The sequence below is a fragment of the Agilicoccus flavus genome (assembly GCF_014857905.1).
Classification (GTDB): domain Bacteria; phylum Actinomycetota; class Actinomycetes; order Actinomycetales; family Dermatophilaceae; genus Agilicoccus; species Agilicoccus flavus.
The window spans coordinates 83,751-106,073 of the sequence record NZ_JACYXE010000007.1 but is presented as its reverse complement, the minus strand read 5'-3'; the positions used below and the strand labels follow the sequence as shown (position 1 = coordinate 106,073).

Annotated in this window: 16 protein-coding genes and 2 pseudogenes; 4 read left to right on the top strand and 14 right to left on the bottom strand. The window is 66.2% G+C overall.

Annotated elements, in window-relative coordinates; genetic code table 11:
* Nucleotides 1–32 precede the first annotated feature (32 nt).
* A complete protein-coding gene (locus ICW24_RS11675; protein ID WP_226345894.1) occupies nucleotides 33–1,223 on the top strand; it encodes an ATP-binding protein in 1,191 nt (396 codons plus the stop codon).
* 16 nt (nucleotides 1,224–1,239) lie between these two features.
* Here the strand turns inward: ICW24_RS11675 and ICW24_RS11670 are convergent, their stop codons facing one another.
* The 10 genes and pseudogenes from ICW24_RS11670 to ICW24_RS11630 all read right to left on the bottom strand — a co-directional run bounded on the left by ICW24_RS11670 (nucleotide 1,240) and on the right by ICW24_RS11630 (nucleotide 14,572).
* On the bottom strand, nucleotides 1,240–1,995 hold the full coding sequence (locus ICW24_RS11670; RefSeq protein ID WP_226345893.1) for an ABC transporter permease: 756 nt from the start codon (nucleotides 1,993–1,995) through the stop codon (nucleotides 1,240–1,242).
* A 121-nt stretch (nucleotides 1,996–2,116) separates the two neighbouring features.
* Nucleotides 2,117–2,827, bottom strand: a complete 711-nt coding sequence (locus ICW24_RS11665) for an ABC transporter permease (protein ID WP_226345892.1) — start codon at nucleotides 2,825–2,827, stop codon at nucleotides 2,117–2,119.
* Nucleotides 2,827–3,306 (bottom strand): annotated as a pseudogene (locus ICW24_RS11660) (DrrA family ABC transporter ATP-binding protein); the annotation flags it as partial. The pseudogene ICW24_RS11660 and the gene ICW24_RS11665, both read right to left, overlap by 1 nt.
* Before the next feature lie 221 nt (nucleotides 3,307–3,527).
* Complete coding sequence (locus ICW24_RS11655; protein WP_226345891.1) at nucleotides 3,528–5,189, bottom strand: UvrD-helicase domain-containing protein; 1,662 nt, start codon at nucleotides 5,187–5,189, stop codon at nucleotides 3,528–3,530.
* Between the two features lie 8 nt (nucleotides 5,190–5,197).
* Entirely contained in the window at nucleotides 5,198–6,769 is a 1,572-nt protein-coding gene (locus tag ICW24_RS11650) for a hypothetical protein (RefSeq protein ID WP_264176515.1), read from the bottom strand.
* A gap of 3 nt (nucleotides 6,770–6,772) precedes the next feature.
* Nucleotides 6,773–6,958, bottom strand: a pseudogene (locus tag ICW24_RS19935) (DUF2813 domain-containing protein); the annotation flags it as partial.
* A gap of 139 nt (nucleotides 6,959–7,097) precedes the next feature.
* A complete protein-coding gene (locus ICW24_RS11645; protein WP_226345889.1) occupies nucleotides 7,098–7,820 on the bottom strand; it encodes a M48 family metallopeptidase in 723 nt (240 codons plus the stop codon).
* On the bottom strand, nucleotides 7,807–10,905 hold the full coding sequence (locus tag ICW24_RS11640) for a type I restriction endonuclease subunit R (protein ID WP_226345888.1): 3,099 nt from the start codon (nucleotides 10,903–10,905) through the stop codon (nucleotides 7,807–7,809). The genes ICW24_RS11645 and ICW24_RS11640 overlap by 14 nt, the downstream gene beginning before the upstream one ends.
* Entirely contained in the window at nucleotides 10,902–12,128 is a 1,227-nt protein-coding gene (locus tag ICW24_RS11635; RefSeq protein WP_226345887.1) for a restriction endonuclease subunit S, read from the bottom strand. Before ICW24_RS11635 ends, ICW24_RS11640 begins: the two co-directional genes overlap by 4 nt.
* Entirely contained in the window at nucleotides 12,125–14,572 is a 2,448-nt protein-coding gene (locus tag ICW24_RS11630) for a type I restriction-modification system subunit M (RefSeq protein ID WP_226345886.1), read from the bottom strand. Before ICW24_RS11630 ends, ICW24_RS11635 begins: the two co-directional genes overlap by 4 nt.
* A 446-nt stretch (nucleotides 14,573–15,018) precedes the next feature.
* On the opposite strand from ICW24_RS11630, the gene ICW24_RS11625 reads away from it, so the two are divergent.
* The 3 genes from ICW24_RS11625 to ICW24_RS11615 all read left to right on the top strand — a co-directional run bounded on the left by ICW24_RS11625 (nucleotide 15,019) and on the right by ICW24_RS11615 (nucleotide 17,991).
* Nucleotides 15,019–15,249, top strand: a complete 231-nt coding sequence (locus tag ICW24_RS11625) for a mechanosensitive ion channel protein MscS (RefSeq protein WP_226345885.1) — start codon at nucleotides 15,019–15,021, stop codon at nucleotides 15,247–15,249.
* A gap of 133 nt (nucleotides 15,250–15,382) precedes the next feature.
* Nucleotides 15,383–16,357, top strand: a complete 975-nt coding sequence (locus ICW24_RS11620; protein WP_226345884.1) for a site-specific integrase — start codon at nucleotides 15,383–15,385, stop codon at nucleotides 16,355–16,357.
* Between the two features lie 68 nt (nucleotides 16,358–16,425).
* Nucleotides 16,426–17,991, top strand: a complete 1,566-nt coding sequence (locus ICW24_RS11615; protein ID WP_226345883.1) for a transposase — start codon at nucleotides 16,426–16,428, stop codon at nucleotides 17,989–17,991.
* A 199-nt stretch (nucleotides 17,992–18,190) separates the two neighbouring features.
* Here ICW24_RS11615 and ICW24_RS11610 read toward each other — a convergent pair whose 3' ends face one another.
* The 4 genes from ICW24_RS11610 to ICW24_RS11595 all read right to left on the bottom strand — a co-directional run bounded on the left by ICW24_RS11610 (nucleotide 18,191) and on the right by ICW24_RS11595 (nucleotide 22,148).
* On the bottom strand, nucleotides 18,191–18,664 hold the full coding sequence (locus tag ICW24_RS11610) for an ABC transporter ATP-binding protein (protein WP_443588047.1): 474 nt from the start codon (nucleotides 18,662–18,664) through the stop codon (nucleotides 18,191–18,193).
* A 144-nt stretch (nucleotides 18,665–18,808) separates the two neighbouring features.
* A complete protein-coding gene (locus tag ICW24_RS11605) occupies nucleotides 18,809–19,768 on the bottom strand; it encodes a transketolase family protein (RefSeq protein ID WP_226346012.1) in 960 nt (319 codons plus the stop codon).
* Nucleotides 19,769–19,866: 98 nt separating this feature from the next.
* Nucleotides 19,867–20,784 carry a transketolase gene (locus tag ICW24_RS11600; RefSeq protein WP_226345882.1) on the bottom strand — a complete coding sequence of 306 codons (918 nt, stop codon included), beginning with the start codon at nucleotides 20,782–20,784 and terminating at the stop codon, nucleotides 19,867–19,869.
* Between the two features lie 26 nt (nucleotides 20,785–20,810).
* Complete coding sequence (locus tag ICW24_RS11595) at nucleotides 20,811–22,148, bottom strand: MFS transporter (RefSeq protein ID WP_226345881.1); 1,338 nt, start codon at nucleotides 22,146–22,148, stop codon at nucleotides 20,811–20,813.
* Nucleotides 22,149–22,323 lie beyond the last annotated feature (175 nt).

Sequence of the window (22,323 nt, the reverse complement as noted above, 5' to 3'; positions counted from 1 at the left end):
GTTAAAGTGACTCCACCTTGTTAAGGAGAGTCATGGATCGATCGCGCAACCCCTACACACCCAACGCGGGGGCACCTCCGAAATTCTTTGCCGGCCGGGCCACAGAAGTCGATGACTTCAGGGTGCTCCTGCAGCGGCTCCTACGCGGCTACACGGAGCAGTCGATGGTCGTGACCGGACTTCGCGGGGTCGGCAAGACCGTCCTTCTCGGCGAGTACCGGCGGATCGCCGGGGACGAGGGCTGGGTGCCGGTCGACGCCGAGGTGTCCAAGCACACGCATTTCGGACCGCAGATGGCGAACCTCGCGCGTAGAGCCCTGCTACAGGTCTCCCCCAAGGCCCGCTGGGGCGAGCGAGCGCGGGCCGCAGCCGCAACGTTGCGCTCGTTCTCCTTGACCGTAGCCCCCGATGGGTCACTCAGCGGTGGCCTGGACGTCGAGGCGGCCGTCGGCTCCGCCGACACCGGCATCCTCACGGAGGACTTGGCCGACGTATTCGAGGCAATAGGGTACGCGGCTCGTGAGCGCGAAACGGGCGTCATCTTCCTCTTCGACGAAATCCAGTTCCTCAAGAAGCCAGAACTCGAAGCCCTGATCGGAGCTGTCCATCGAACGGTCCAGAGGCGACTGCCGGTGACATTTGCCGGCGCAGGTCTGCCCCAACTTCCCGGACTTGCCGGCGAAGCAAAGTCTTACGCGGAGCGGCTTTTCAAATTTCCGGTCATCGGCGAGCTACCCGAATCGGAAGCGCGGGCTGCGGTGATCGAACCGGCACGGTCCGAGGGCGTTGGTTTCGAGTCACCCGCTGTCGACAAGATCGTGCAGTACACCGAGGGATACCCCTATTTCCTCCAAGAGTACGGCCGCGCTGCCTGGAACATCGCGGAGGGGCCGCACATCACGCTCCGCGACGTCGAGGAGGCGGGCGACGTCGTCGATGCCGAACTCGACGAGAGCTTTTTCAGGTCGCGGGTGCAACGCAGCTCACCTGAAGAGCTGCGTTACATGCGGGCGATGGCCCACCTCGGTCCACAGGCTCATCGAGCCGGCGATGTGGCCGACGTCCTGGGAAAGCAATCCGAACAAGTTGCTCCAATCCGGGCCCGGCTCATCAACAAGGGCCTCTTGTACACCCCGCGCTTCGGTTACGCGAAATTCACCGTCCCACAGTTCGACCGATTCATGTCCCGGTACATGGATCTCGACGCGGTGCCTCCGGCCTGACCTCGCATCACCGCACTCACGTGAGCAGGAGTCGGTCGAGGCGGCGGCGGGCCATGAGCCCGCCGAGGAGGCCGAGGGCGGCGAGGTAGGCCACCGAGAGCAGGGACCCCGTCGTGAGGGCGCCGGTCGTGAGTTCGCGGCACAGGACGACGGAGCGGTACAGCGGGGTGGCCTCGACGAGCAGGCGCACCGCGGCGGGGTAGGCGTCGACGGGGAAGAACGTGCCGCTGAACAGCACCATCGGCATGAGGGCCAGGCTGATGTACTCGAAGTCCTTCCACGAGCCCATGTACGTCGTCAGCCACAGCCCGAGACCCGCGAAGCAGAAGCCGACGAGCAGCGTCGCGGGCAGGGCGAGCAGCGCCCACCAGCTGTTCACGTAGCCGAGGGCCGCCATGACGAGCAGGAACCCGCCGGCGTAGACGCCGCCGCGCAGGAGCGCCCACAGGGTCTCGCCCACGGCCACGTCGGCCGTCGTCATCGGGGTCGTGAGGATCGCGTCGTAGAGCCGGGCGTGCTTGAGACGGAAGAAGACGTTGAACGTCGAGTCCATGATCGCGCCGTTCGCCGCGGACGTGGCGAGCATGGCGGGGGCGACGAACGCGGCGTACTCGACGACGCGGCCGCCGACCTCGACGCCGCCGATCATCGCGCCCACGCCGATCCCGATCGAGAGCAGGTAGAACACCGGCTCGGCGAAGCCGGTGAGGAAGATGAGCCACGAGCGTCGATAGACGAGCAGGTTGCGGCCGACGAGCCGCCACGCGTTCATCGGACGAGCCGCCGGGTCAGGCGCCGGACGGCGACGACGGCGCCCACACCGGCGAGCAGGAGGAGGTAGGCGACGTGCCCGAACGCCGCCGAGGTCCACGTGTCGAGCATCGCCATCCGCGTCAGCTCCACCCCGTGGAACAGGGGGTCGCCACGGCGATCCACCGGATGACCTCGGGCAGGTTCTCGACCGGGAAGAAGGCCCCCGAGAAGAGGTACATCGGCACCTGTACGAGCCGGTAGAGCACGGAGAACGCCGCGTCGCCGCGCAGCCCGGCCGTGAGCGCGAGGACGGGGGTGGCGAACGCCGCGGCGAGCAGGAACTGGATCGCGAGCGCCGCGAGCGCGCCGCCCGGGCTCGCGTACACCCCGACGAACGCGAGGGGGACCATGAAGACGGCACAGGCCAGCCCGGTCGTCGTCACGGTGGCGAGGATCTGGGCGAGCGCGACGTCGCCGACCCGCAGGGGGGTCGCGAGCATCGCGAGGTACGTCTTGTCCCACGTGATCCGGCCGAAGACGGGCCACGTCATGTCGCCCATCGACAGCAGCATCGCCTGCCCGGCGAGCAGGCCGGGGCAGATGTAGGCGAGGTAGCTCGGTGCTCCGCCGAGGCTCGCCGAGGACGCGTCGACGTACCCGCCGAGGAAGTAGCCCATCGCGGCGACATACAGCAGGGGCGTGACGAACGCCGTGGTCACCGACCCGCGCCAGGTGCGCCTGACGAGGGTGGCCCAGTAGTCGGTCGTGCGCGCCGCGAGCGCGAGTCGGCCCGCTCGGACGGAGGGGGACGGGGTTGTCGCGGGCGACGGCGCGGAGGACGGCAAGGCCATCAGTCGACCAGCGTCCGGCCGGTGAGGTGGAGGAAGACGTCCTCCAGGCTCGAGCGGCGGACGAGCGCCGTGGCGGGGCGCAGGCCGTGGGCGTCGAGGGCGGCGATGGCCTCGTCGCCGCGGTCGGTGTAGAGCAGGAGTCGGTCGGGGAGCACCTCGACCCGGTCGGCCAGATGCGCCACGCGGTGCGCGTGCTCGGCGTGGTCGACGACACCGAAGCGCAGCTCGGCGACCTCCCGGGGGCAGTAGCGGGCGACGAGCTCGGCGGGCGACCCCTCCGCGGCGATGACGCCGTCGTTCATGACGACGAGGCGGTCGCAGAGCTGCTCGGCCTCGTCCATGTAGTGGGTCGTGAGGATCTGCGTCACGCCGGCGTGCTTGAGGCGGTAGAGCTGGTCCCACAGGACGTGCCGGGCCTGCGGGTCGAGGCCGGTGGTCGGCTCGTCGAGCAGGAGGAGGTCGGGGCGACTGACGAGGGTAGTTCCCGAAAGTCGCTGACCTGCTGCGACGTTTGGGACGAGCAACCGCCCGGCACAGGACTTGGTCCCGGTCAGGCACACCAAGGACGCCATCGGCGTCGCCGCGATCGAGGCAGCGCGCCGCCCAACTGGACCTCAGTCCGGAGAAGGAGCGCAGGCCCTGGAGGGACCCGACACGTTAAGACGAGACGACTGGTCGTCCCGCTTCGGACCTGCGACGGCTACACGAGCTCGGCCGCCATGCACGCGTCGACGAACGGCGCCCAAAGCCCATGGAGGAGGTGGGTGTCATCGGGCAACACGATGTGCGCACGTTCGCGAGCACGGGTCAGGCAGACGTATAGAAGTCGTGACCCTGTTGGATACGGTTCTCGCTCGTATCCGTGGAACTCGTCCGGCTGCAGGAGCAGAACAGTCGCGTCGGCCTCCCTGCCCTTGGTCTGGTGCAGATTCATGATTTGCACCGCCTTCGCTCTCGGTGCCTTGGCTCCGACAAGCGTCGATGCCCGCAACTCATTGATCGCTAGTTCGAGCTCATCGATGGTGCCTCCACGCTGAAGTACGCGAACTGCCCGTCGCAGCTGCGTGTTAGCCGCGAGCCATGTCTCGAGGCCGCGGGGGAAGCCGAGGTGATGGTGGAGGTCTGCCAAGCGATGCAAGAGGTCGTCGTAGTCAGGGAAGTCACCTTGGGCAGCGGCCTTGAAGTCGGCTGCCCACAACCTCAGGGCAGTCTCCAACTCCGGCATGGACTTGGTGATGATTGCTTCCGAGATGCTCTTTTCCCGACCGCGACTTATCGATCGTGAGTACACCGCGAGCGCAGCGCGTGCTCCGGGTGTGCCGTCCAGGGCCCATCTGAGGGACGCAAACTGCGCTTGGAGACTGTCGCCGAATGACTCGGTGAAGCCAACCTGTTCATGGTCGATGGCGGCGGCAGTCAGATGCGCCGCCAGTTCGGCTGTGGCTGCATGGGTGTGGGTGAATGCGCTGACCGTCTTCTTGGCTGCGCGCTCGAAGTCGATCACACCAGCGACGGCGGCGGCCAGTTCGGTGGACCGAACGCTGTGCAGCAGGATGCGCCCGGACCTGACTGCGTTGGCGATCGCCGGGTCGCCGAACGTGCGGTTCTTCGCCGCGAGGGCGGCAGCGGGCAAGGCACCTGAGGGGTCGCGGTGACTGACTGGCGGCAGGTTGATACGTCTGGCGCCGCGCAGGGCGCACGCTTCATCGACCCGAGCCTGCGGGTCGATGTGCTTCATGCCGGCGTAGATGCATTGGTTTGGGTCGCCCAGCAGTATCCGTTGAGCCGACGGCGCAAGGGCTTGAATGAAGGCCCACTCGTCGTTACTGGTGTCTTGGAACTCGTCGCACATGATCGTCACGTATCGACGCTCGTAGTAGTCACGAACTACAGGAATCTGCAGGAGCTGGGTCGCGGCGGGGACCAGCTCTTCGTACGTGGCCCCGGGGAAGTCCACTGACAGCGCTGCTTCTGCGGCTGACTGGACCCGAAACGGATGCGGATGCCCGTAGAAGCGACCGAAGTGGCTCAGGATTCGCCACGCCATTCCGTGGAAGGTCACCACATCGAGCATCTCCCGGTACGGCCCGAGAACCGGGGCGGCGCGATCGAGGATCTGAGTCACGGCCGTCTTAGAGAACGACACCAGGAGCACACGCTTTCGGGGCGGGAGCGGACCACGCTCGCAGAGGCCGCTCGTCGCCACCAAGTAGTTGCGCTGCCCGTTGATGAGCTCGAGGCGTTTCCCCGCAGCCGCGGCAGCGGTGGTCGTCTTTCCCGTACCGGCTCCACCGATGACCACAACGACCGGCTCTACCGCGTCAATGATCGCCTGCTGCTCCTTCCCGGGCTGGTAAGTCACCGGTGCGCCTATGGGGTGGTCGTCGGGTCGACCAGGTCGATCCGAGACGGGCCGGTGTAGCTCGGTGACGAGCAGAGCGCGACCATGGCCAGAGCGGATTCCATGACCGGAGGAAGAGCCCCTGTCTCATCGACCAGCGCTGTGAAAAACTGCTCGTGGAGCCCCTTCCGGTGGAGCAGGTGAGTGACCGCGCCGTCCACGTCGTCGTCGCTCTCTCCCAGGGTAGGGTCGGGTTGCCCGAAGGTTGGAAAGACTGAGGCCGCCGTTCGGACCTGGGCCACTGACGCGCCGATTAGGATCGCGCGCTCGACAGCCACCGAAGTCGGCAGTCGTACGAGTACGTCACACGCATCCTCGATCTGGGTAAGCGCCGCGGTCGCGTACTTCGCGGGGTCTCCGTCGACTATTGCGACCACCCGGTAGCCAAGCTGCTTGGCCAGCCTGGCAACGAGAGGGATCTGACTGGTGCCGCCACCAGAGCCGGCGTCCGCTGAGATGAGCCTCACGCCGTGCGCGGCGAGCGGCAGACTGGTCGCAACCTGACGTCGGTCTGCTGCGCTGAACGCGGACAGATCGTGACGTCCCTCGGACACCGCTACTGCCACCGCCGTCAAAGCTGGCAGGAGCTGGCCTTGGATGTGGCGATGGACGCTCGCCTCCTTCCGGTCGACCGGCGGCGACACTTGGTGGACCAGACGAGTTCCTGTGTGGCGCGTGAGACGTACGACTTCCTTAGTCTCAAAGGCACGTACGGCGTCTGCTCGTCGGGTGGTCAGGACGACCTGAAGCGATGCCTGGCGCAACGCGCCCGTCAGGTGTTCAGTCGTGGGGCCATCGAGGCCTTCACCCACATCGTCGCCGATAACGATCGCGCCGGGGATGGCAGAGCACAGCAGAAGCGCTTCGGCCGCCGATAGGGCGGCAGCGGCGGTGGAGCCGTGGCTCGCCAAGGGCAAGGGACCAGCCCGATCCAGTCGTAGCACCGGCTGCACCGCTCGGAGAAGGCCTGCGAGGGAGCCGTCCTCGGGAAGGAACTGGACGTCCGCTGCGGTGACCGGCGAGTCACCGATCCGACGGGCTGGGCCGTCCTGGGTGAGGACCGCGTCAAGCACGGCCTGGATCGCTGGGCTGGCAGACATCGTTGAGGCGGCCGTTGCGATGTCGGCCTCAAGTGTTTGAAGTGCAGCGGTTGCGTTGACTGAGTCGTGGTCGGTGACCAGACGCCGTAGGACACCTTCGGCCCGTAGTTGCAGGGGCCGCGATGCGCCAAGGAACACAATCGGGAGCAACTCCCGGACGGCGGTTGGGACTCGCACGTACTTGTCGAGGATGGGGTCACTGGCCACCGGGTAATACACTCGATGGTCAAGACTGTCGGTGGTCGCGTCGTAGGAGACCCGATAGGCCAGGCGCAGCCCTAGCGGAGCGGCCGGCCTCGCAGAGCCAGATCCGTCCACGGTTCCGTCGGGCAGGAGCGGCTCCAGGGCCCCATCAGCCTCCAGCTCGACATCTGCGGGCAACTGGGCCAAGGTCACCTGGACCTCGGCGTAGTCCGCGAGCACGAGCGTGCCACTGGACATATCTTGGTGTATGTCGTCGGTTGTCGGCTGCATCCGCGTTGAACGAGGGTCAAGAACGCGCGTTAGAGCCGCAATCAGGTCACTCCTACCGGCACGCGGTTCGCCGATTACCAAGGCGTGGCCCGTCGGCCTTAAGTCCAGATCATCCCAACCGCGAAAATTCGTGACTCGGATATGAGTTATCAGCATCATTCCTCCTACCCGAAGACAGCGCGGACGCCGGGCCTATGGACAACGTGAAGAGAGGCGGCAGTCTCGTGGCTTGCCTCGACACGTTCGGCCCTCCCGGAGAGTGCGAAGGCTCGATCGGTATGAAGAATGCAGGCGGTCATGTCCATGTCTCCTGTGCCAGTGGCGCCTCGTTGAGTTCATCGCGGCGGGTGCGCCAGTCGGGCATGAACTCGTTCATCAGGGCGACGAAGCGTTCGCCATGCCCTCGCTCAAGCAGATGGGTCAGCTCGTGAACGACGATGTAGTCGAGGCAGCGGGGGTTCTTCTTGGCAAGTTCCGGGTTGAGCCAGATCGTGCGTGAGCGCGCGATGCAGGTCCCCCACTTGGTCTTCATCCGGCGCACGACGACCTTGTCAACCTCGACGCCGACGATCGGCTGCCACTTCTCCAGGAGTGCCGGCACAGCGTTCTTGACTTCTCGGCGGTACCAGCGATCCAACGCCGACCGACGACCGTCGACGTCAGTGCCCTCCGGCGTCACGACCCATAGGGTCTTGCCCTTGCGCTCGACGCTGTAGTGACCGCTGGTGCGGGAAACATCGAGTTGGTAACGCTGGCCCCACACGTAGTGGGTCTCCCCGGAGAGCATCTCGCGGATCGATTGCCGCTCCGCCTCCTGGAGTTGCTCGCGCTGGCGCTTGATCCAGGACAGCCGCTGGACGATTGCGAGCCGAATAGTGTCCTCGTCGGTGCGCTCCGGCGCGGCCACACGCACGCGACCGACAGGCGGATACACCGAGATGTGCAGGTTCTTGATGTCTTTGTAGACAACATCTACGCCGAGGCCCGCGACGGTGAGATAGGAACTAGCGGTACTCATCGTGCTCCTTGAGCCGGCCGATGAGCTCCTTCAGGCATTCGGCGTCGAAGTCGCTGGGCAGCACTTTTCGCAACTCTCTCGCCAGAGCACGCTCCTTAATGGGGTTGTCCGCCCAACCGTGTTCCTTGCTGTTCTGGATGCGGCCGTGAACGTACTCGACATTGATATCGATGCCTTGCGGCCATGCGAAGTCGACCAACGCGCGCCGAGCCGGTGTGCTGGCCCATTCTGGATAGGTCACGCCGGCATCCGATTCGCCCTTGCCGACCATCTCGGCATGTTTGAGTAGCTGTGCGAGATAGGCGGCATACTCGCTGGCGTCCTGGCGCCGTTGCTCGATGATGGCATCGAGCAACTGCGACATCCGGTCGTAGTACTTCGGGTTCATCGCGCGCTCGTCGACGATCGTCTTGCGGACGTTGTTGATGATGGTCTCCGCGACCGCTTCCTGGTTCTTCTTGATGCCGTCCGGCAGCGAGTTGATGGCATCGGCGCCGCGCTCCACGATGAGCTGCACGAGACCCTTGTCGAAGGTGGCGACCTGCTCGACGGGGTCGGCCTGGATGTAGGTGTCGAGAAGTGCTCGCATGCCTGCTTCGAACTGCTTCATGTCGATGTTCTCGCCGGCGCCGACCTCGACCTCGTTCTTGACGGCCACGTAGTGCGCGACTTCGTCCTTGATCGCCTGCGCCTCGGCATCGGTGTAGCCAGCACGGCCCATGTCGTTGGCGAGCGCGCCGTACGCTCGGACGAGACCCGACACGGACTTGTAGAGCTCGACGCGCTTGGGCTCGTTGGCCTTGATCTGATCGGCATCGCCCGGAACGGTCGAGACGAAGTAGTGCTGATACTGAAGCGTGTCCTTCGGCATCGCGACCGGCTCGCAGAGGGCGCGGATCTTCTCCAGGGCCTCGTCGAGGTCCTCACGCTCCTGCTTGATGCGGTCCTCGAGCAGACCCTCGATGTCCTCCTTGGCGTAGCCGTCGAGGGCTTCGGATGTGTAGTCGGTGATCGCCTTATCGAGGGACTTGAAGAGGTCGCGGTAGTCGATGACGTAGCCGTAGGTCTTGTCGTCGCCGTCGAGGCGGTTGACGCGACAGATCGCCTGGAACAGGCCGTGGTCGCGCATGCTCTTGTCGATGTAGAGGTAGGTGGCACTCGGCGCATCGAATCCGGTGAGCAGCTTGTCGACCACGATGAGCAGACGCATCTGGCCGGGCTCGTCGATGAACCGGCGCTTGACGTCCTTCTCGAACTCCTCGATCCGGAGGACGGCCTTATCGGCAGGTTCGTTGAAATAGTCGGCGAGCATCTGCCGATAGATGTCGTACTTGCGCAGCTCCTCGTTGTCACCCTCGCCGGCGTCCTCCTTGGAGATGGCCGTGGCGTTGGGGACATAGCTGGAGACGATGGCGACCTTGCCCTTGAAGCCAGCCTGAGCGAACAGCTCGTAAAACTTGCAGGCCTGGTAGACGCTGTCACCGACGAGCATGGCGTTACCACGGCCAGAGATCAGGCGTGGTTCGCGCTCGAAGTCCATCAGCACGTCTTGGACGATCATCTCGGCGCGGGACTTGGCCGAGACAACCTTCTGCATCGTGCCCCACTTCTTCTTGAGGCGTGCCTTGGAGAGATCCGTGAGGCCCTTGGTCTTGAGGTCGAACCACTTGTCGACCTGGGCCGATCCCTTGAGCTCCTGGTCGACGTTGCGTGCCTCGTAACGCAGATCCAGGACGACGCCGTCACGAACTGCCTCGTCGAACTTGTACGTGTGGATGAACGAGCCGAACGTCTCGATGCTGGTCATCTTGTCGGCTTTGAGGAGCGGGGTGCCTGTGACGCCGATGAACATCGCAACGGGCAGCAGCTGCTTCATGGCGCGGTGCATCTTGCCGCTCTGGGTGCGGTGGGCCTCGTCAACGAATACGAACAGGTTGCCCTTGGCCTTGAAGTCGGCCGGGATCGTCGCGCTGAGCTGCTTGATGAAGTCGTCGGCATCGGCGTCCCGCGACGAGTCATCGTCGGAGCCGCGGAACTTGTGGACGAGCGAACACATCAGCCAGGGGTGACTCTGGTTCAGCAGTGTGATCATCTCGGCCCCGGAGCCAGTGCGGGTGATCTTCTCGTTGACGCCGCCGAAGACCTTCTCGATCTGCTCGTCGAGCTCGGTGCGGTCCGTGATGATCAGCACCCGGGCGTCAGTCTGGTTCTCCTGGATCCACTTGGCCAGCCAGACCATGGTGAGGCTCTTCCCTGAGCCCTGGGTGTGCCAGATGATGCCGCCCTCGCGAGAGCGAATCCGCTCCTGAGCAGCCTTGACCCCGAAGAACTGGTTGTGGCGGGCGGTCTTCTTGACCCCTGAGTCGAAGACGATGAAGTCGTGGATGAGTTCCAGGAAGCGCTCCTTGGAGCACATCTGCATGAGGGACCGGTCGAGCGGGCTTGGCTCCTCCCCCGGCTCCTTCCATTCGAGCCAGTACTTCTCGGCGGTGTCGATGACGGCGTAACGCAGACCCTCGACATCGTTGCCTGCGAACAGCAGCTGCACCGTTGTGAAGAACGGCCGTACGAAGTGCTGCTTCTGGTTGCCGATGTTCTGCCGGATGCCCTCGCTGGCGCTGACATAGGAGCGCTTGAGCTCGATGACTCCGAGCGCGATGCCGTTGACGTAGAGCACGATGTCCGGGCGCTTGTTGTGCTCGCCCTTGACCGTGACTTCTTCAGCGACCACGAAGTGGTTCGCGTCCGGGTTGTTCCAGTCGATGAGCCAAACGGTCTCGAAGTTTTCGCCGACGTCGCGCTTCACCTTCACGCCGTAGCGCAGGAGGTCGTAGACCTTCCGGTTCGCGTCGTACAGCGACTGGCCGGCGCCCAGTGATGCAGTCGTGAGCAGCTGCTGGATGGCTCGGCCGATGAGTTCCTCGTCAATCCCACGGGCGAGCAGGTTTTGACGAAGGATGGCCTCGTCGACGTTGGTGTTGTCCTGGTCCTCAAGGTTGCCGCCGTACTCGTACTTGAGGCGATCGCGAAACAGCCCGACGACACGGTTCTGAGTCGCGCGCTCCCGCTGGCCGACGTTGCTCATAAGGCAGCCTCCACAGCCAGGCGCGTCCGACCGGTGAGAAGCTCTTGCATCATTCCGGTCTTGATTGCTCGAGCTGATTCGAGGCGCTGCTCAAGGGCAGCAAGTTGGGCGTCCGTGTCTGCCAGAACTGCGACAACTGCTGCTTGCTCGTCTGCAGCAGGAACGAGCACCTTGACCCGCCCCAGGGACCCACCGTTCGTCAATGCGCGCGTCGTGTACGAAGCCGTGGCGATCACCTGACGGCGAACCGACGGCAACTGGAACTGGTAAGCGAGGAACGTGGTGTTTACGGGTGCGATGGGACGACCACGGAGGACGAAGCCGCTGAACACGGCATCACGGATGTCTTCGACAAGCACTGCGGCGGTTCCAATCTCCTCGACACTCTCGGACGTTCGAGTGAAGAACATGTCCCCGCGACGTGCAGAGAAGCGGGCGATCTCGTCCCTGCCCAGGCTTACGAGGCCTTTCACCCTCTCGGCGGTAATGACGGGCGATCGCATCACGTCCATGAAGTTGACGATCGGCGTCCCGTGGCCGAAGAATTCGCTGGCCTTGTTCAGGCCATTCTTGAACTCCAGAAGCTCAGAGACGGACTGCTCGGTCCACGGGCGCCCGAAGCCGGGTAGACGTGTGCGACCGGTCAGCAGCTCCTGCATCATGCCCTGCTTCACCGAGCGCTTCTTCCTGATCTGACGGTCGAGCGTGTGAATGAGATCGTCGGTGTCAGCCAGCGCACCCGCAATCTTGCACTGCTCGTCGAGGTTCGTCGGGATCCGAAGAGGGATGGACCGAAGCTGGGTTGAGTTCAGCGATGGCAGCGCGGTGGTTGCCACCAGAGCGGACAGTCTGAACGCAGTCAGAAGGTAGTGCGCGAATCGCTCGTCGAGCTGAGCCGGATCAACAATGAAGGCGGACATGTTGTTGTCGATGCAACTGTCCTGCGTCAGGATTCGCTTCCGCTCAAGGAAGACTGCGGCCCCGACTTTGGCGAAGATGATGGCGCCAGCTGGTATACGGGTCGCACCGAGCTTCTTGCGCACGTCTTCAGAGATGTAGTTATTGGCGCGCCGCATGAAGACTTCATTGCCCGGCAGGTTCATGTCAGAGACCTTGAAGAACGGCAACTCCCCGGCCTTGGCACCTTGGAACCTCGTTGGGAACCCGCTACCTCCCTTGAAGGTGCCGACGTCTCCGGCAGTCTTGACGGCGGAGAGGCTCACTCGGAGACTCCCATCGCCGCCAGATGCTCCCTGACCCTCGCCGTGAGCCGTTCGACCTCGGTGTCAAGCTCCCTGGCGGTGAGCTCGTACCTCTCGGCCAGCGTTCGGAGCCGAGTAACGAGCGCACGGCCCAGCGCCGTGACCTCGGCCTCGATTCGAGTACCGATCGTGCCGCCCCATTTGTCGTCAACGACGAGTGCCTGGATCTCGTCGGTCGTGAGCTTCGGGTACTGCTGGAGAGCGAGCCCCTCGAGCTTCACAGTCGCGTCCTTGACTGCCTTCTTGGCGGCAGCCTCAGCCTCATAGAGCTTAATTACGTGCTGCAGGGCCTGGATCTCTTCAGCCTCAGCGCCCTCTCGCTTTGCCACTCGAAGCCGTGAAGTCGCGAGCGCCTTGCTGATCTTGTCGTCGTCTACGGCCTCCCACAGCAGGCCTTCCTCGACGGCGTGCTCCTCGGTGTACTCCTCTACCGCTTGGCTAGCGGCGTCCTGTTCGACCAAAAGGGCGTTAAGTTCCGCTCGCTCATCTGGAAAGAAACGGGCGATGACGTACTCCGGGGGGATCAGGTCCATGACCCAGCGCTTGGCAGTTCCACGCGAGCCGGTGACGATCTGCGCGTCCTCGTACTTGGTCTTGTTGTTCTTGTCCTTCCAGGTGCGAGCCAGTCGCGGCCTCGCGGAGCCGTCCCAGCCCTCGCTAACGATGAGCGCGACGTCGTCGTGCATCGAGGCGTTCCAGTAGCTCATCAGCTGCTCGTACACGCCGTACTCGTCAATCAGCGGACGCGAGCGGAAGGACTCCAGCAGCGCCTCGGAGACGTCGTGGATCAGTTCGCTGGCGCGGGTCGTCGCGGTGATGTCGACCAGCGTCTTGCGCTTGTCGGCCCACCATGTATCGACGGTGTCGGAGGTGCCCTTCGCGAACGCTCGGTACTCGGGCGAATCGGTGACCCTGGACTGGATGTCCGCTTTGTCGACAGCGAGCTCCGAGTAGCCCTCGCGGAGCGGATTGAAGAGCTCGTCGCGCAGGCTCGGGAAGGCGTCCCAGTAGGGCTGGAGGGCGTCGAGGTCGCGGTTTGGGATCCCGCCCTGCAGGTGGGCGTGGAGGTCCTGGATGTCCTCGTGCTCCGAGCTGTCGATGTAGCGGGGGATGTTGAGGTTGTAGTCGTTCTTCGGGTCGCGGATCTCGCTCAGCGGGACCATGCGCGAGTAGCGGTCGATCTCCTTCTGGTTGACGAAGGCATCGACGATCTTGTGCATGTCGCGCGGGCGAAGGCGGTTCTTGGGGCCGTCCTTCTCGAAGCCCTTGCTGGCGTCGATCATGAAGATGCCATTCCTGGCCTGGGCGTCCTTCTTGTCAAGCACGATGAGGCAGGCTGGGATCCCGGTGCCGTAGAAGAGGTTCGCCGGCAGGCCGACGATCGCCTTGATGAGCCCGCGCTTGATCAGCTCAGTGCGGATCGTCGCCTCAGCGTTGCCGCGGAACAACACCCCGTGCGGCAGGACGACCACGCCCTTGCCGGTCGACTTGAGCGACTTGACTATGTGGAGCAGGAACGCGTAGTCGCCGTTCTTGTCTGGTGGCCAGGCGTAGCCGTCGAAGCGGCCATACTCCTTCTCGAAACCGTTCTTCCAGGTCTTCACCGAGAACGGCGGGTTGGCGACCAGGTAGTCGAAGGTCGAGAGGTTGTCGTTCTGGCGGAACTTCGGGTCGGAGAGGGTGTTGCCCTGGACGATCTCGTGGGTCTCGTTGCCGTGAAGGATCATGTTCATGCGGGCAAGCGCCCACGTGGCGTTGTCGTTCTCCTGGCCGTAGATGGTCAGGCCGTTGGGCGCCGCATCCGCCACCTTGATCAGCAGCGAGCCCGAGCCACATGTCGGGTCATAGACGGTCGTCGACTTCGGCGTGCCGGCGGGGATCTGCAGCAGCTGGGCCATGACGCGAGAGACCTCGGCTGGGGTGTAGAACTGCCCCTTGCTCTTGCCGGACTGCGTCGCGAAGTGCCGCATCAGGTACTCATAGGCATCACCCAACAGGTCGTCTCCCTCGGCCTTCGAGCCGGTGAAGTCCATGTCCTGGAAGATGCCGATGAGGTTGGAGACCTTGTCCTGCAGGTCCTTGCCCGAGCCGAGCTTTGTCGGGTCGTCGAAGTCGGCGTTGTTGATGACACCCTGCAGGTCGTTGGCCTCAGCGAGCTTGCGGATGGCGACGTTGACCTTCTCACCGACGTCCGCCCGCCCCTTGAGCGTCACCAGGTAATCAAAGGACCCGTCCTCGGGCACCTCGATCAGCGCGTACGGGTCGGCCTTGGCCTTGTCTGACACGTACTTCACGAAGAGGAGCGTCAGGACATAGTCCTTGTACTGGCTGGCGTCCATACTGCCCCGTAGCTCGTCAGCACTGCTCCAGAGCGAGGAGTAGAGGTCGGACTTCTTCAGGGCCATATCGGCCTTCCTGGTGTGACAGTCATCGTTGCCTGCAGAATGCTCGGCCGCGTCGGGGCGACCACCGCCGGGGTCGCTCGCGGGGCGGAACGGTCGACTGCTCTCACAGTGTCGACCCTACGAGATGGGTTCCAGAACTGCCAGGCGAGCCGCGCCAACTGGCGGTCGGTGATTGGGCCGCAGCTTGTGGCCCAAATGTGCAGCAACCTGCTGCACTGTTCTCCGACAGGCCGTTGCTGAGGCGGCACCGTGCGCCATCACCTGGCGTGGCTTCGTGGCGTAGGCAGTCGTCGGTCCGTAGTCTGGACTCAGCCACACGGTTTCACCGTGGTGGTCAGCCACATCGTCAGGGCAGCCGCCCTGTGGCACCGGAGATCCAACCCGCCTCCGTGAGGAACGGACTTACCAACCGTTTCGACGTAAGTCGAGGCAGGTTGGAGAAGCGGGTGAAGGACGACAGCAGCCGGATCGAGTTGCCGCCCGCGCGGACCGGCCGGCCTGCCGCCCGCCCTCGCCGCTACGCCCCTGATGAGCTCGTGCGCTTCGACGCCCGGATCCCCGCCCGGCTCGCGAAGCAGCTCTACGACGTCGCTCTCACCGACGGCCGGTCCGTGACGGCCGTCCACGCCGACCTCCTGGCCGCCGCTCTCGAGTGCCGCGGAGCCGCGATGGACTGAGTCACTCGGCGCAGGACGCCGACATGCGAAAGGCCCAGAGCCTAGGAACTCCGGACCTCGTCGCGAATCGCTTCAGCGAGTTGCATCTCGCTGCCTTCATCCACTTGCGCAAGCACCCTGAGGGGGTACTTCCATGTCTTCAACGCATCCAGAGTGCTCTTCTGGAACTGACCACGTCAACCGCCACGCCGACAACGAGGACCCGCGCGCTGCGGTCGTCAACTACGTGCCTTACGCGATCCCCAAGGACGAGTGGACGCCCGTCGCGGGCTTCACCCGCGAGTCCGTGCTCATGGTTCACCCGCGCAGCGAGCGGCACGCCATCGAGGCGATGCGCACGATCTCGCAGTTCGTCGCCTGGGCGCACCGCGAGGGCTACCCGCTGGAACGGGAGCGGATGTTCACTCCCGACGCAGTCGAGCGATACATCACGACCGCGGCCACCCACCTGGCCGTGTCCTCTCGCGCCACACGACGCTCGGACCTTCGCCGCTTTTCTCGACAGATCACGACGAAGGCGCCATGGCCACCTGACGCGCAGCAGCTCAGACAACGCCGGACGCTCGTGCCCTTTACCCAGGACGAGATCACGCGGTTGTGGGAGGTCGCCAACACCCAAAGCACAGCGATCCGCCGGCGCCGCTTTACCGGCTACCTCGCGTTGGGACTCGGCGCGGGCCTGCATCCACACGAGATGTGGAAGGCGAACGTCGGCGACCTCGACACGCTCCACGGCTTCCTCTGCGTCCGCGTTACCGAGAGCCGGCATCCCCGAGTCGTGCCGATCACCGCACCCAACGACGAGATCCTCGCCAGCTTCCTCACCGAACCACAAGACGCGCCGATCCTGGCTTACCGGCCAAGGAAGTGGGACCGCTCACCGTTTCACGAGATGCTGCGCAAGGCCGACGTTCCGCCTGGCTGCCCGACGATCACCCCGGCCAGACTCCGCGCTACGTGGATGGTCGCGCACCTTTCGTCTGGCATCGCGATGGGTGGCCTGATGCACATCGCAGGCTTCACCTCGTGGCGGCCCTACCAGCCGCTCCAGCAGTTCGTGGTTCAGCCCGACGAGCCCACCCTGTTCGCCCAGGCGGTTCGCCGGTGAGCCGACGTCGGCGTACTGCGAAGTCGATCGCCACCCGGCTCAGTTCGGACGCGACCCCAGCGAACCCAATGACCATCGACCAACGCATTGCGCGGGCTGTCGCGGTCGCCAACAGCACTATCGGCACGAGCCTGTGCTTGGCGGCCGAACGGCGGACCGGCCGCCCGCGTCTCATCCCCCTGCCGGCAGTGCTCGCGGCCTTCGTCCTCCATGCGTCCGGGCAGCCGCACACCATGACGACGTCCGGCGTCTGTCGAACCCTGAAAGCGTTGACTCACATCGAACGGTCGGCCTTGGGCATCCCCGGCGACCTGCACGTTCGCTACAAGCGACTCCACTCCGGCTGGCGCGCTATCTGCCGAGTCGTCGATGTCGGCGTCCTCGTCGACCACGACCATGACCTCGGCGTCGATGCGGACACCGGTGAGGTACTTCCGTGCCCAGTCGGCTGTCCCTTCGAGCCGATCGACCTCGACCAGGTCGCCACCCTACTCATCCAAGCCAGCCTGCCGCACGAGTTCGAACGCCCCACGGCAGTGGCCATCGACGGAACCGACGTGGAGAGCTTCGCCCGCGCCCACGAACCCCGGCTGGACACCCAAGGCAGAAAGGTCTACTCCTTCGACCGCGACGCCCGATGGGGCCACCGCACCGGCACGAACCGTCGACCCACCGAGCACTTCTTCGGATATGAAGCCCACATCGCGACCTACGCCCCGAAGGCCGGCGGCAGTCCCGTCCCCCAGGTCGCCGCTGGGCTCGCGCTCCGCCCGGGGGTCCGTGATCGTACGGCCGCATGTCTGAACATCGTCGACGCGCTGCCAACCTTCACCGAGATCCTGCTCGACCGCGGATACACCCTCGCCAAGGGCACTCGGCTCGCCCGACCCCTGCGAGACCGCGACATCACCCTGACTATGGACCTGCACAAGACCCAGCGGGTCGTGCGTCCCGGACCGGCCGCCGGGATGCTCTGGGTCGACGGAACCCTCTACTCCAGCGCTCTGCCCGAGCCTCTGCGAACTCTCGAGCCGCCCGAACCGGGCATGACCGCAGGCGAGAAGGCCAGACGGCGGGAAGCCTTCGACGCTCGAGAGCCATACCGCTTCGTCGCCCACGGCAAGCGCAACACGAAGCGCGGCACGCAACGGTTCCGTGGACCGGCTGTCGACGGGCATCCCTTCAAGGTCCGCTGCCCCAACACTCCCGCCTCGATGCGGATGCCGCACACCATCCCCACCACGATCTGCGTTCAGGGAGATCCGTGCGGCTGCGGCGCGACCGTCACCGTCGCCGCCAGCGAGCTCGAACGGGACCGGCAGCACCACCCCTGGCAGTCCACCCGATGGGCCCTGTCATTCAACAGGCGCAGCCTCGTCGAGGGGATCATCGGCGCCAACCGCTTCCAGAACCTCAATGTCAACCGCGGCTTCTTCCGCATGACCGGGCTCGTCGCCACCGGCATGCTCCTCGCCGTCACCCTCATCGGCCACAACCTCGTCCGGCTCCACGCCTGGCACACCGTCAGGGGCCGACCCGAACTGTGGCAGGTCCACCTCGGCGAACCCATCGACGACCGACCGCTCGACAAGGCCACCCGCACCCGAGGCCGACGCAAGCCAATCGGCGACTGACCGCTCCAGCTCGCGCCACTCACCAGCAGGGAGCCAGCGCCAGCGCGCCCGGAAACGGTCACGAGACAAGGAAACCGGGCTCCGCGGGATCCGAAAGGGTGTCTGCGGAGACGCAGGCGGTCAGCGCCACCCCCTCAACGACGAAACTCCCGACCGGATGGACTCCAGTCGGGGGTTTCGGGAAACCGAAACAGGTAGTTCAGGGAACTACCCTGACGAGGCTGCGGGCGATGGTCAGCCGGCGCCGCATCCCGCCCGAGAGCTGCTGGACCCGCGCGTCGGCCCGGTCGGTGAGCCGCGCGAACTCGAGGAGCTCGTCCGCGCGCTCCCGCACGTCGCGCCGCGACATCCCGAAGTACCGGCCGTAGACGGTGATGTTCTCGCGCACCGACAGCTCGTGGTCGAGGGTGTCGTCCTGGGGGCAGACCCCGAGGCGGGCGCGGATCTGCGACCCGTGGGTGGCGGGGTCGAGGCCGAGGACCCGCAGCGTCCCGCCCGAGACGGGCGAGGTCGTGGCGATCATCCGCATGGTGCTCGACTTGCCCGCGCCGTTGGGGCCGAGGAAGCCGAACACCTCGCCCCGGCGCACCTGCACGTCGATCCCGCGCACGGCCTCGGTCTCGCCGAACCGCTTGCGCAGGCCCTCGGCCCGCACCATCACCTGCTCGTCCACCCGCGCGACGCTAACGGAACCCCGCGCGCCACAACGGTTTCCGGCCGCAGCCTTGACCAAACCCTTACTCTCTGGCCCGGGACGCCGCCGCCCGCCGCGCCCGGGACGGGCACGGCGGGCGGGCAGGACCCCCGCGTGGGCGCCTCAGCCGCGGGCGACCTTCTCGCGCACCCGGGCCACGATGGAGTCGACCGACAGGCCGTACCGGTCGTGCAGGGTGGGCAGCGCGCCAGCGTCGAGGAACTCGTCGGGCAGCCCGATCGGGTCGACCTGCGCCCGCACGCCGGCCCGCACGAGCGCGCCCGCGGTCGCCTCGAACAGACCCCCGACCACCGTGTGGTTCTCGAGGGTGAACGCCGCGCGGGGCGTGTCGAGCTCGCGCACGACGGTCGCCGCGTCGAACGGCTTGATCGTCGCGCAGTGCACGACGCTCGCGTCGACGCCGTCCTTCGCGAGCGCGTCGGCCGCGAGGAGGGCCCGCATCGTCATGAGCCCCGAGGAGACGAGCACGGCGTCGGTCCCGGGCCGCACGACCTTCGCCTTGCCGAGCTCGAAGGAGTAGTCGTAGCGGTCGAGGATGCGGGGCACCTTGCCGCGCAGCAGACGCGTGTACGACGGACCGGGCGCGGCCGCGAGCTGGGGCACGGCCTGCTCGATGTCGACCGCGTCGCACGGGTCGACGATCGTCAGGTTCGGGCAGCCGCGCAGGATGGCCATGTCCTCGGTCGCCTGGTGCGACGGGCCGTACCCCGTCGTGAGGCCGGGCAGGGCGCCGACGAGGTTGACGTTGAGGTTCGGCTCGGCCATGTCGAGCGCGATCCAGTCGTAGGCGCGGCGGGTCGCGAACACCGAGTACGTCGAGGCGAAGGGGACGAGCCCCACTTGTGCCATCCCGGCGGCCGCGCCCATCATCACCTGCTCGGCCATGCCCATCTGGAAGAACCGCTCGGGGAACGCCTCCCGGAACACGTGCATGTCCGTGTACTTGGCGAGGTCGGCGGAGAGCCCGACGATCCGCTCGTCGGCGCGGCCGAGCTCGACGAGCGCGTGCCCGAGAGGCGCGGAGGTCGTCGGCACGCCCGGGTCGGCGATCGAGGCGATCATGGCCGCTGAGCGCTTCGGGGCCTGCGCCTTCTCCGGCGCGTCGGTGCCGTCGGCCTGCGGGGCCCGCGTGTCCCGTGCGGCCTGGGTCGTGTCGGTCATCAGGCGACCTTCCCGTCGGTCCCGGCCGCGGCGGCGGCCTCGTATCCATGCGTGAGCTGCCCCATGCACACCGGCCAGTCCTCGGCCTCGACGCGCATGAAGTGCAACTTCTCCCGGTTCTCCAGCAGCGGCACCCCGGCGCCGACGCGGGTGTCGCAGATGACGACGTGCGGGCGCCCGGTGGCCTGCGCGCCGTCGACGCACGCGTCGAACGCGTCGAGGAGGGCGACCGGGTCGTTGCCGTCCACCCGGTGCACGTCCCAGCCGAAGGACGCCCAGCGCTCCTCCTGCGGCTCGTTGGACAGGATGTCGCCGGTCGGGCCGTCGGCCTGCAGGCCGTTCATGTCGACCATCGCGACGAGGTTGCCGAGCTGCCAGTGCGCGGCGCTCATGGCCGCCTCCCACGTGGACCCCTCGTCGAGCTCGCCGTCGGAGAAGAAGACGAAGGTCTTGGCGTCCTTGCCCTGGGCGCGCAGGCCGAGGGCGTGCCCGACGCCCAGGGTGAGGCCGTGGCCGAGCGAGCCGCCCGAGATCTCCATGCCGGGGGTGTACGTCGACATCCCCGACATCGGCAGGCGGGAGCCGTCGGCGGCGTAGGTGAGCAGCTCCTCGCGGGGGACGATCCCGGCCTCGGCGAAGGCCGAGTAGGCCGCGAGGGCGTAGTGCCCCGTCGAGAGGAGGAACCGGTCGCGGCCCTCCCACTCCGGGTCGCTCGGGTCGTAGGTGAGCTGGTCGCGGAACACGACGGCGAGGATGTCGGCCGCGCCGAGGCCCTGCCCGACGTACCCCTCCCCCTGGGCCTGGCCCTGCTCGAGCACACCCATGCGGATGTTGTAGGCGGCCTCGCGGATCGCCTTGAGGCGGACGTCGCGGTCGAGGTCGTGTTGCCGTCGGTGGACGGTGCCGGTGTCGGTCATGTCGAGGGAGTCCCTTCGGTCGACGGTCAGGCCCACGCGGGGCGTTCGGTGGTCTCGGTGGCGTGGCGGGCGGCGTCGCGCTCGGCGCGGCCCCACGTCTCGGGGGTGACGAGCGCGGCCCACAGGCCGAGCAGGGCGTACGCGGCGAACAGCAGGGCCGGGCCGATCCACCCGAACCGGATGAAGAGCAGCGTGGTGAGGAACGGCGTGACGCCCGAGATCATCGCCGAGATCTGGTAGGCCAGCGAGGCGCCGGAGCTGCGGGTCTTGGCCTGGAAGAGCTCGGGGAACCACGTGCCCTGCGAGCCGGCGAGCGCGTTCTGGCTGACGACGTAGGAGATCGTCAGGGTGACGACGATGGCGAAGACCAGACCGGTGTTGACGAGCAGGAACATCGGGATCGCCCAGAGCGCGTTGAAGATGCACACCCACACGTACGGGGGCTTGCGGCCGATCTTGTCGGTGAGCCGGGCCCAGGCCACGGTGGCGAAGATGCCGAGGAAGGACGCGATGCACAGCGCGAGGATCGTGTTGGCGCTGCTCGCGAGCTTGGCGGTGTGCAGGTAGCTGATCATGTACGTGATCGCGACGGCGTAACCGGCGGTCTCGGCGATGCGCAGGCCGATGCCGCGCACGATGTTGCGCCAGTCGTTGCGGACGACCTCGACGATGGGGTTCTTGACGATGTCGCCGCTGGCCTTGACGTCCTCGAAGACCGGCGACTCGGGCACCTTGGAGCGGATGATGAGGCCGACGATGACGAGGATCGCGCTGGCGAGGAACGGCACGCGCCACGCCCAGTCGCCGGGCAGGTGCACCGAGGCGAGGAAGACGAGGTTCGCCAAGAGGAGGCCCACCGGGAAGCCCGCCTGCACGAGCCCGGTGTAGGCGCCCTTGGCCGACCAGGGCGCGTGCTCGTAGGTCATGAGGATCGCGCCGCCCCACTCCGCGCCGTAGGCGAGGCCCTGGATGATGCGGACGATGACGAGCAGGGTCGGGGCGAGGGCGCCGACGGCCGCGTAGGTCGGCAGGAGGCCGATGACGAAGGTCGCCAGGCCCATGACGATGAGGGAGGCGACGAGCACCGGCTTGCGGCCGATCTTGTCGCCGAGGTGGCCGCCGAGGATGCCGCCGAGCGGCCGGGCGACGAAGCCGACGCCGAGGGTGGCGAAGGATAGGAGCACGCCCGTCACCTCGTCGCCGCCGGGGAAGAAGGCCTTGCCGAAGTAGAGGGCGGCGGCGGTGCCGAAGCCGATGAAGTCGTACGCCTCGATGATGGCGCCCGCCGAGCTGCCGTAGGCGACGCGCTTGACGTCGGCGCTGCCGTGCACGGGACCGCGCATCGCCAGGGATTCGGTGGTCATGTCGCAGAACCTTCCGGTCATGCATCGGCCGACGCCGACGTCTTTGTCAACAGTTGGCACACCCTCGCACCGCTGACGTCGGACTGTCAACAGTCAACCGCTAGCGGTCGGCAAATGACTGATAGAATGCCTGGTCATCGGGCCGAGGCGTCTCCGCCGGCGCGAGGGGTCGAGC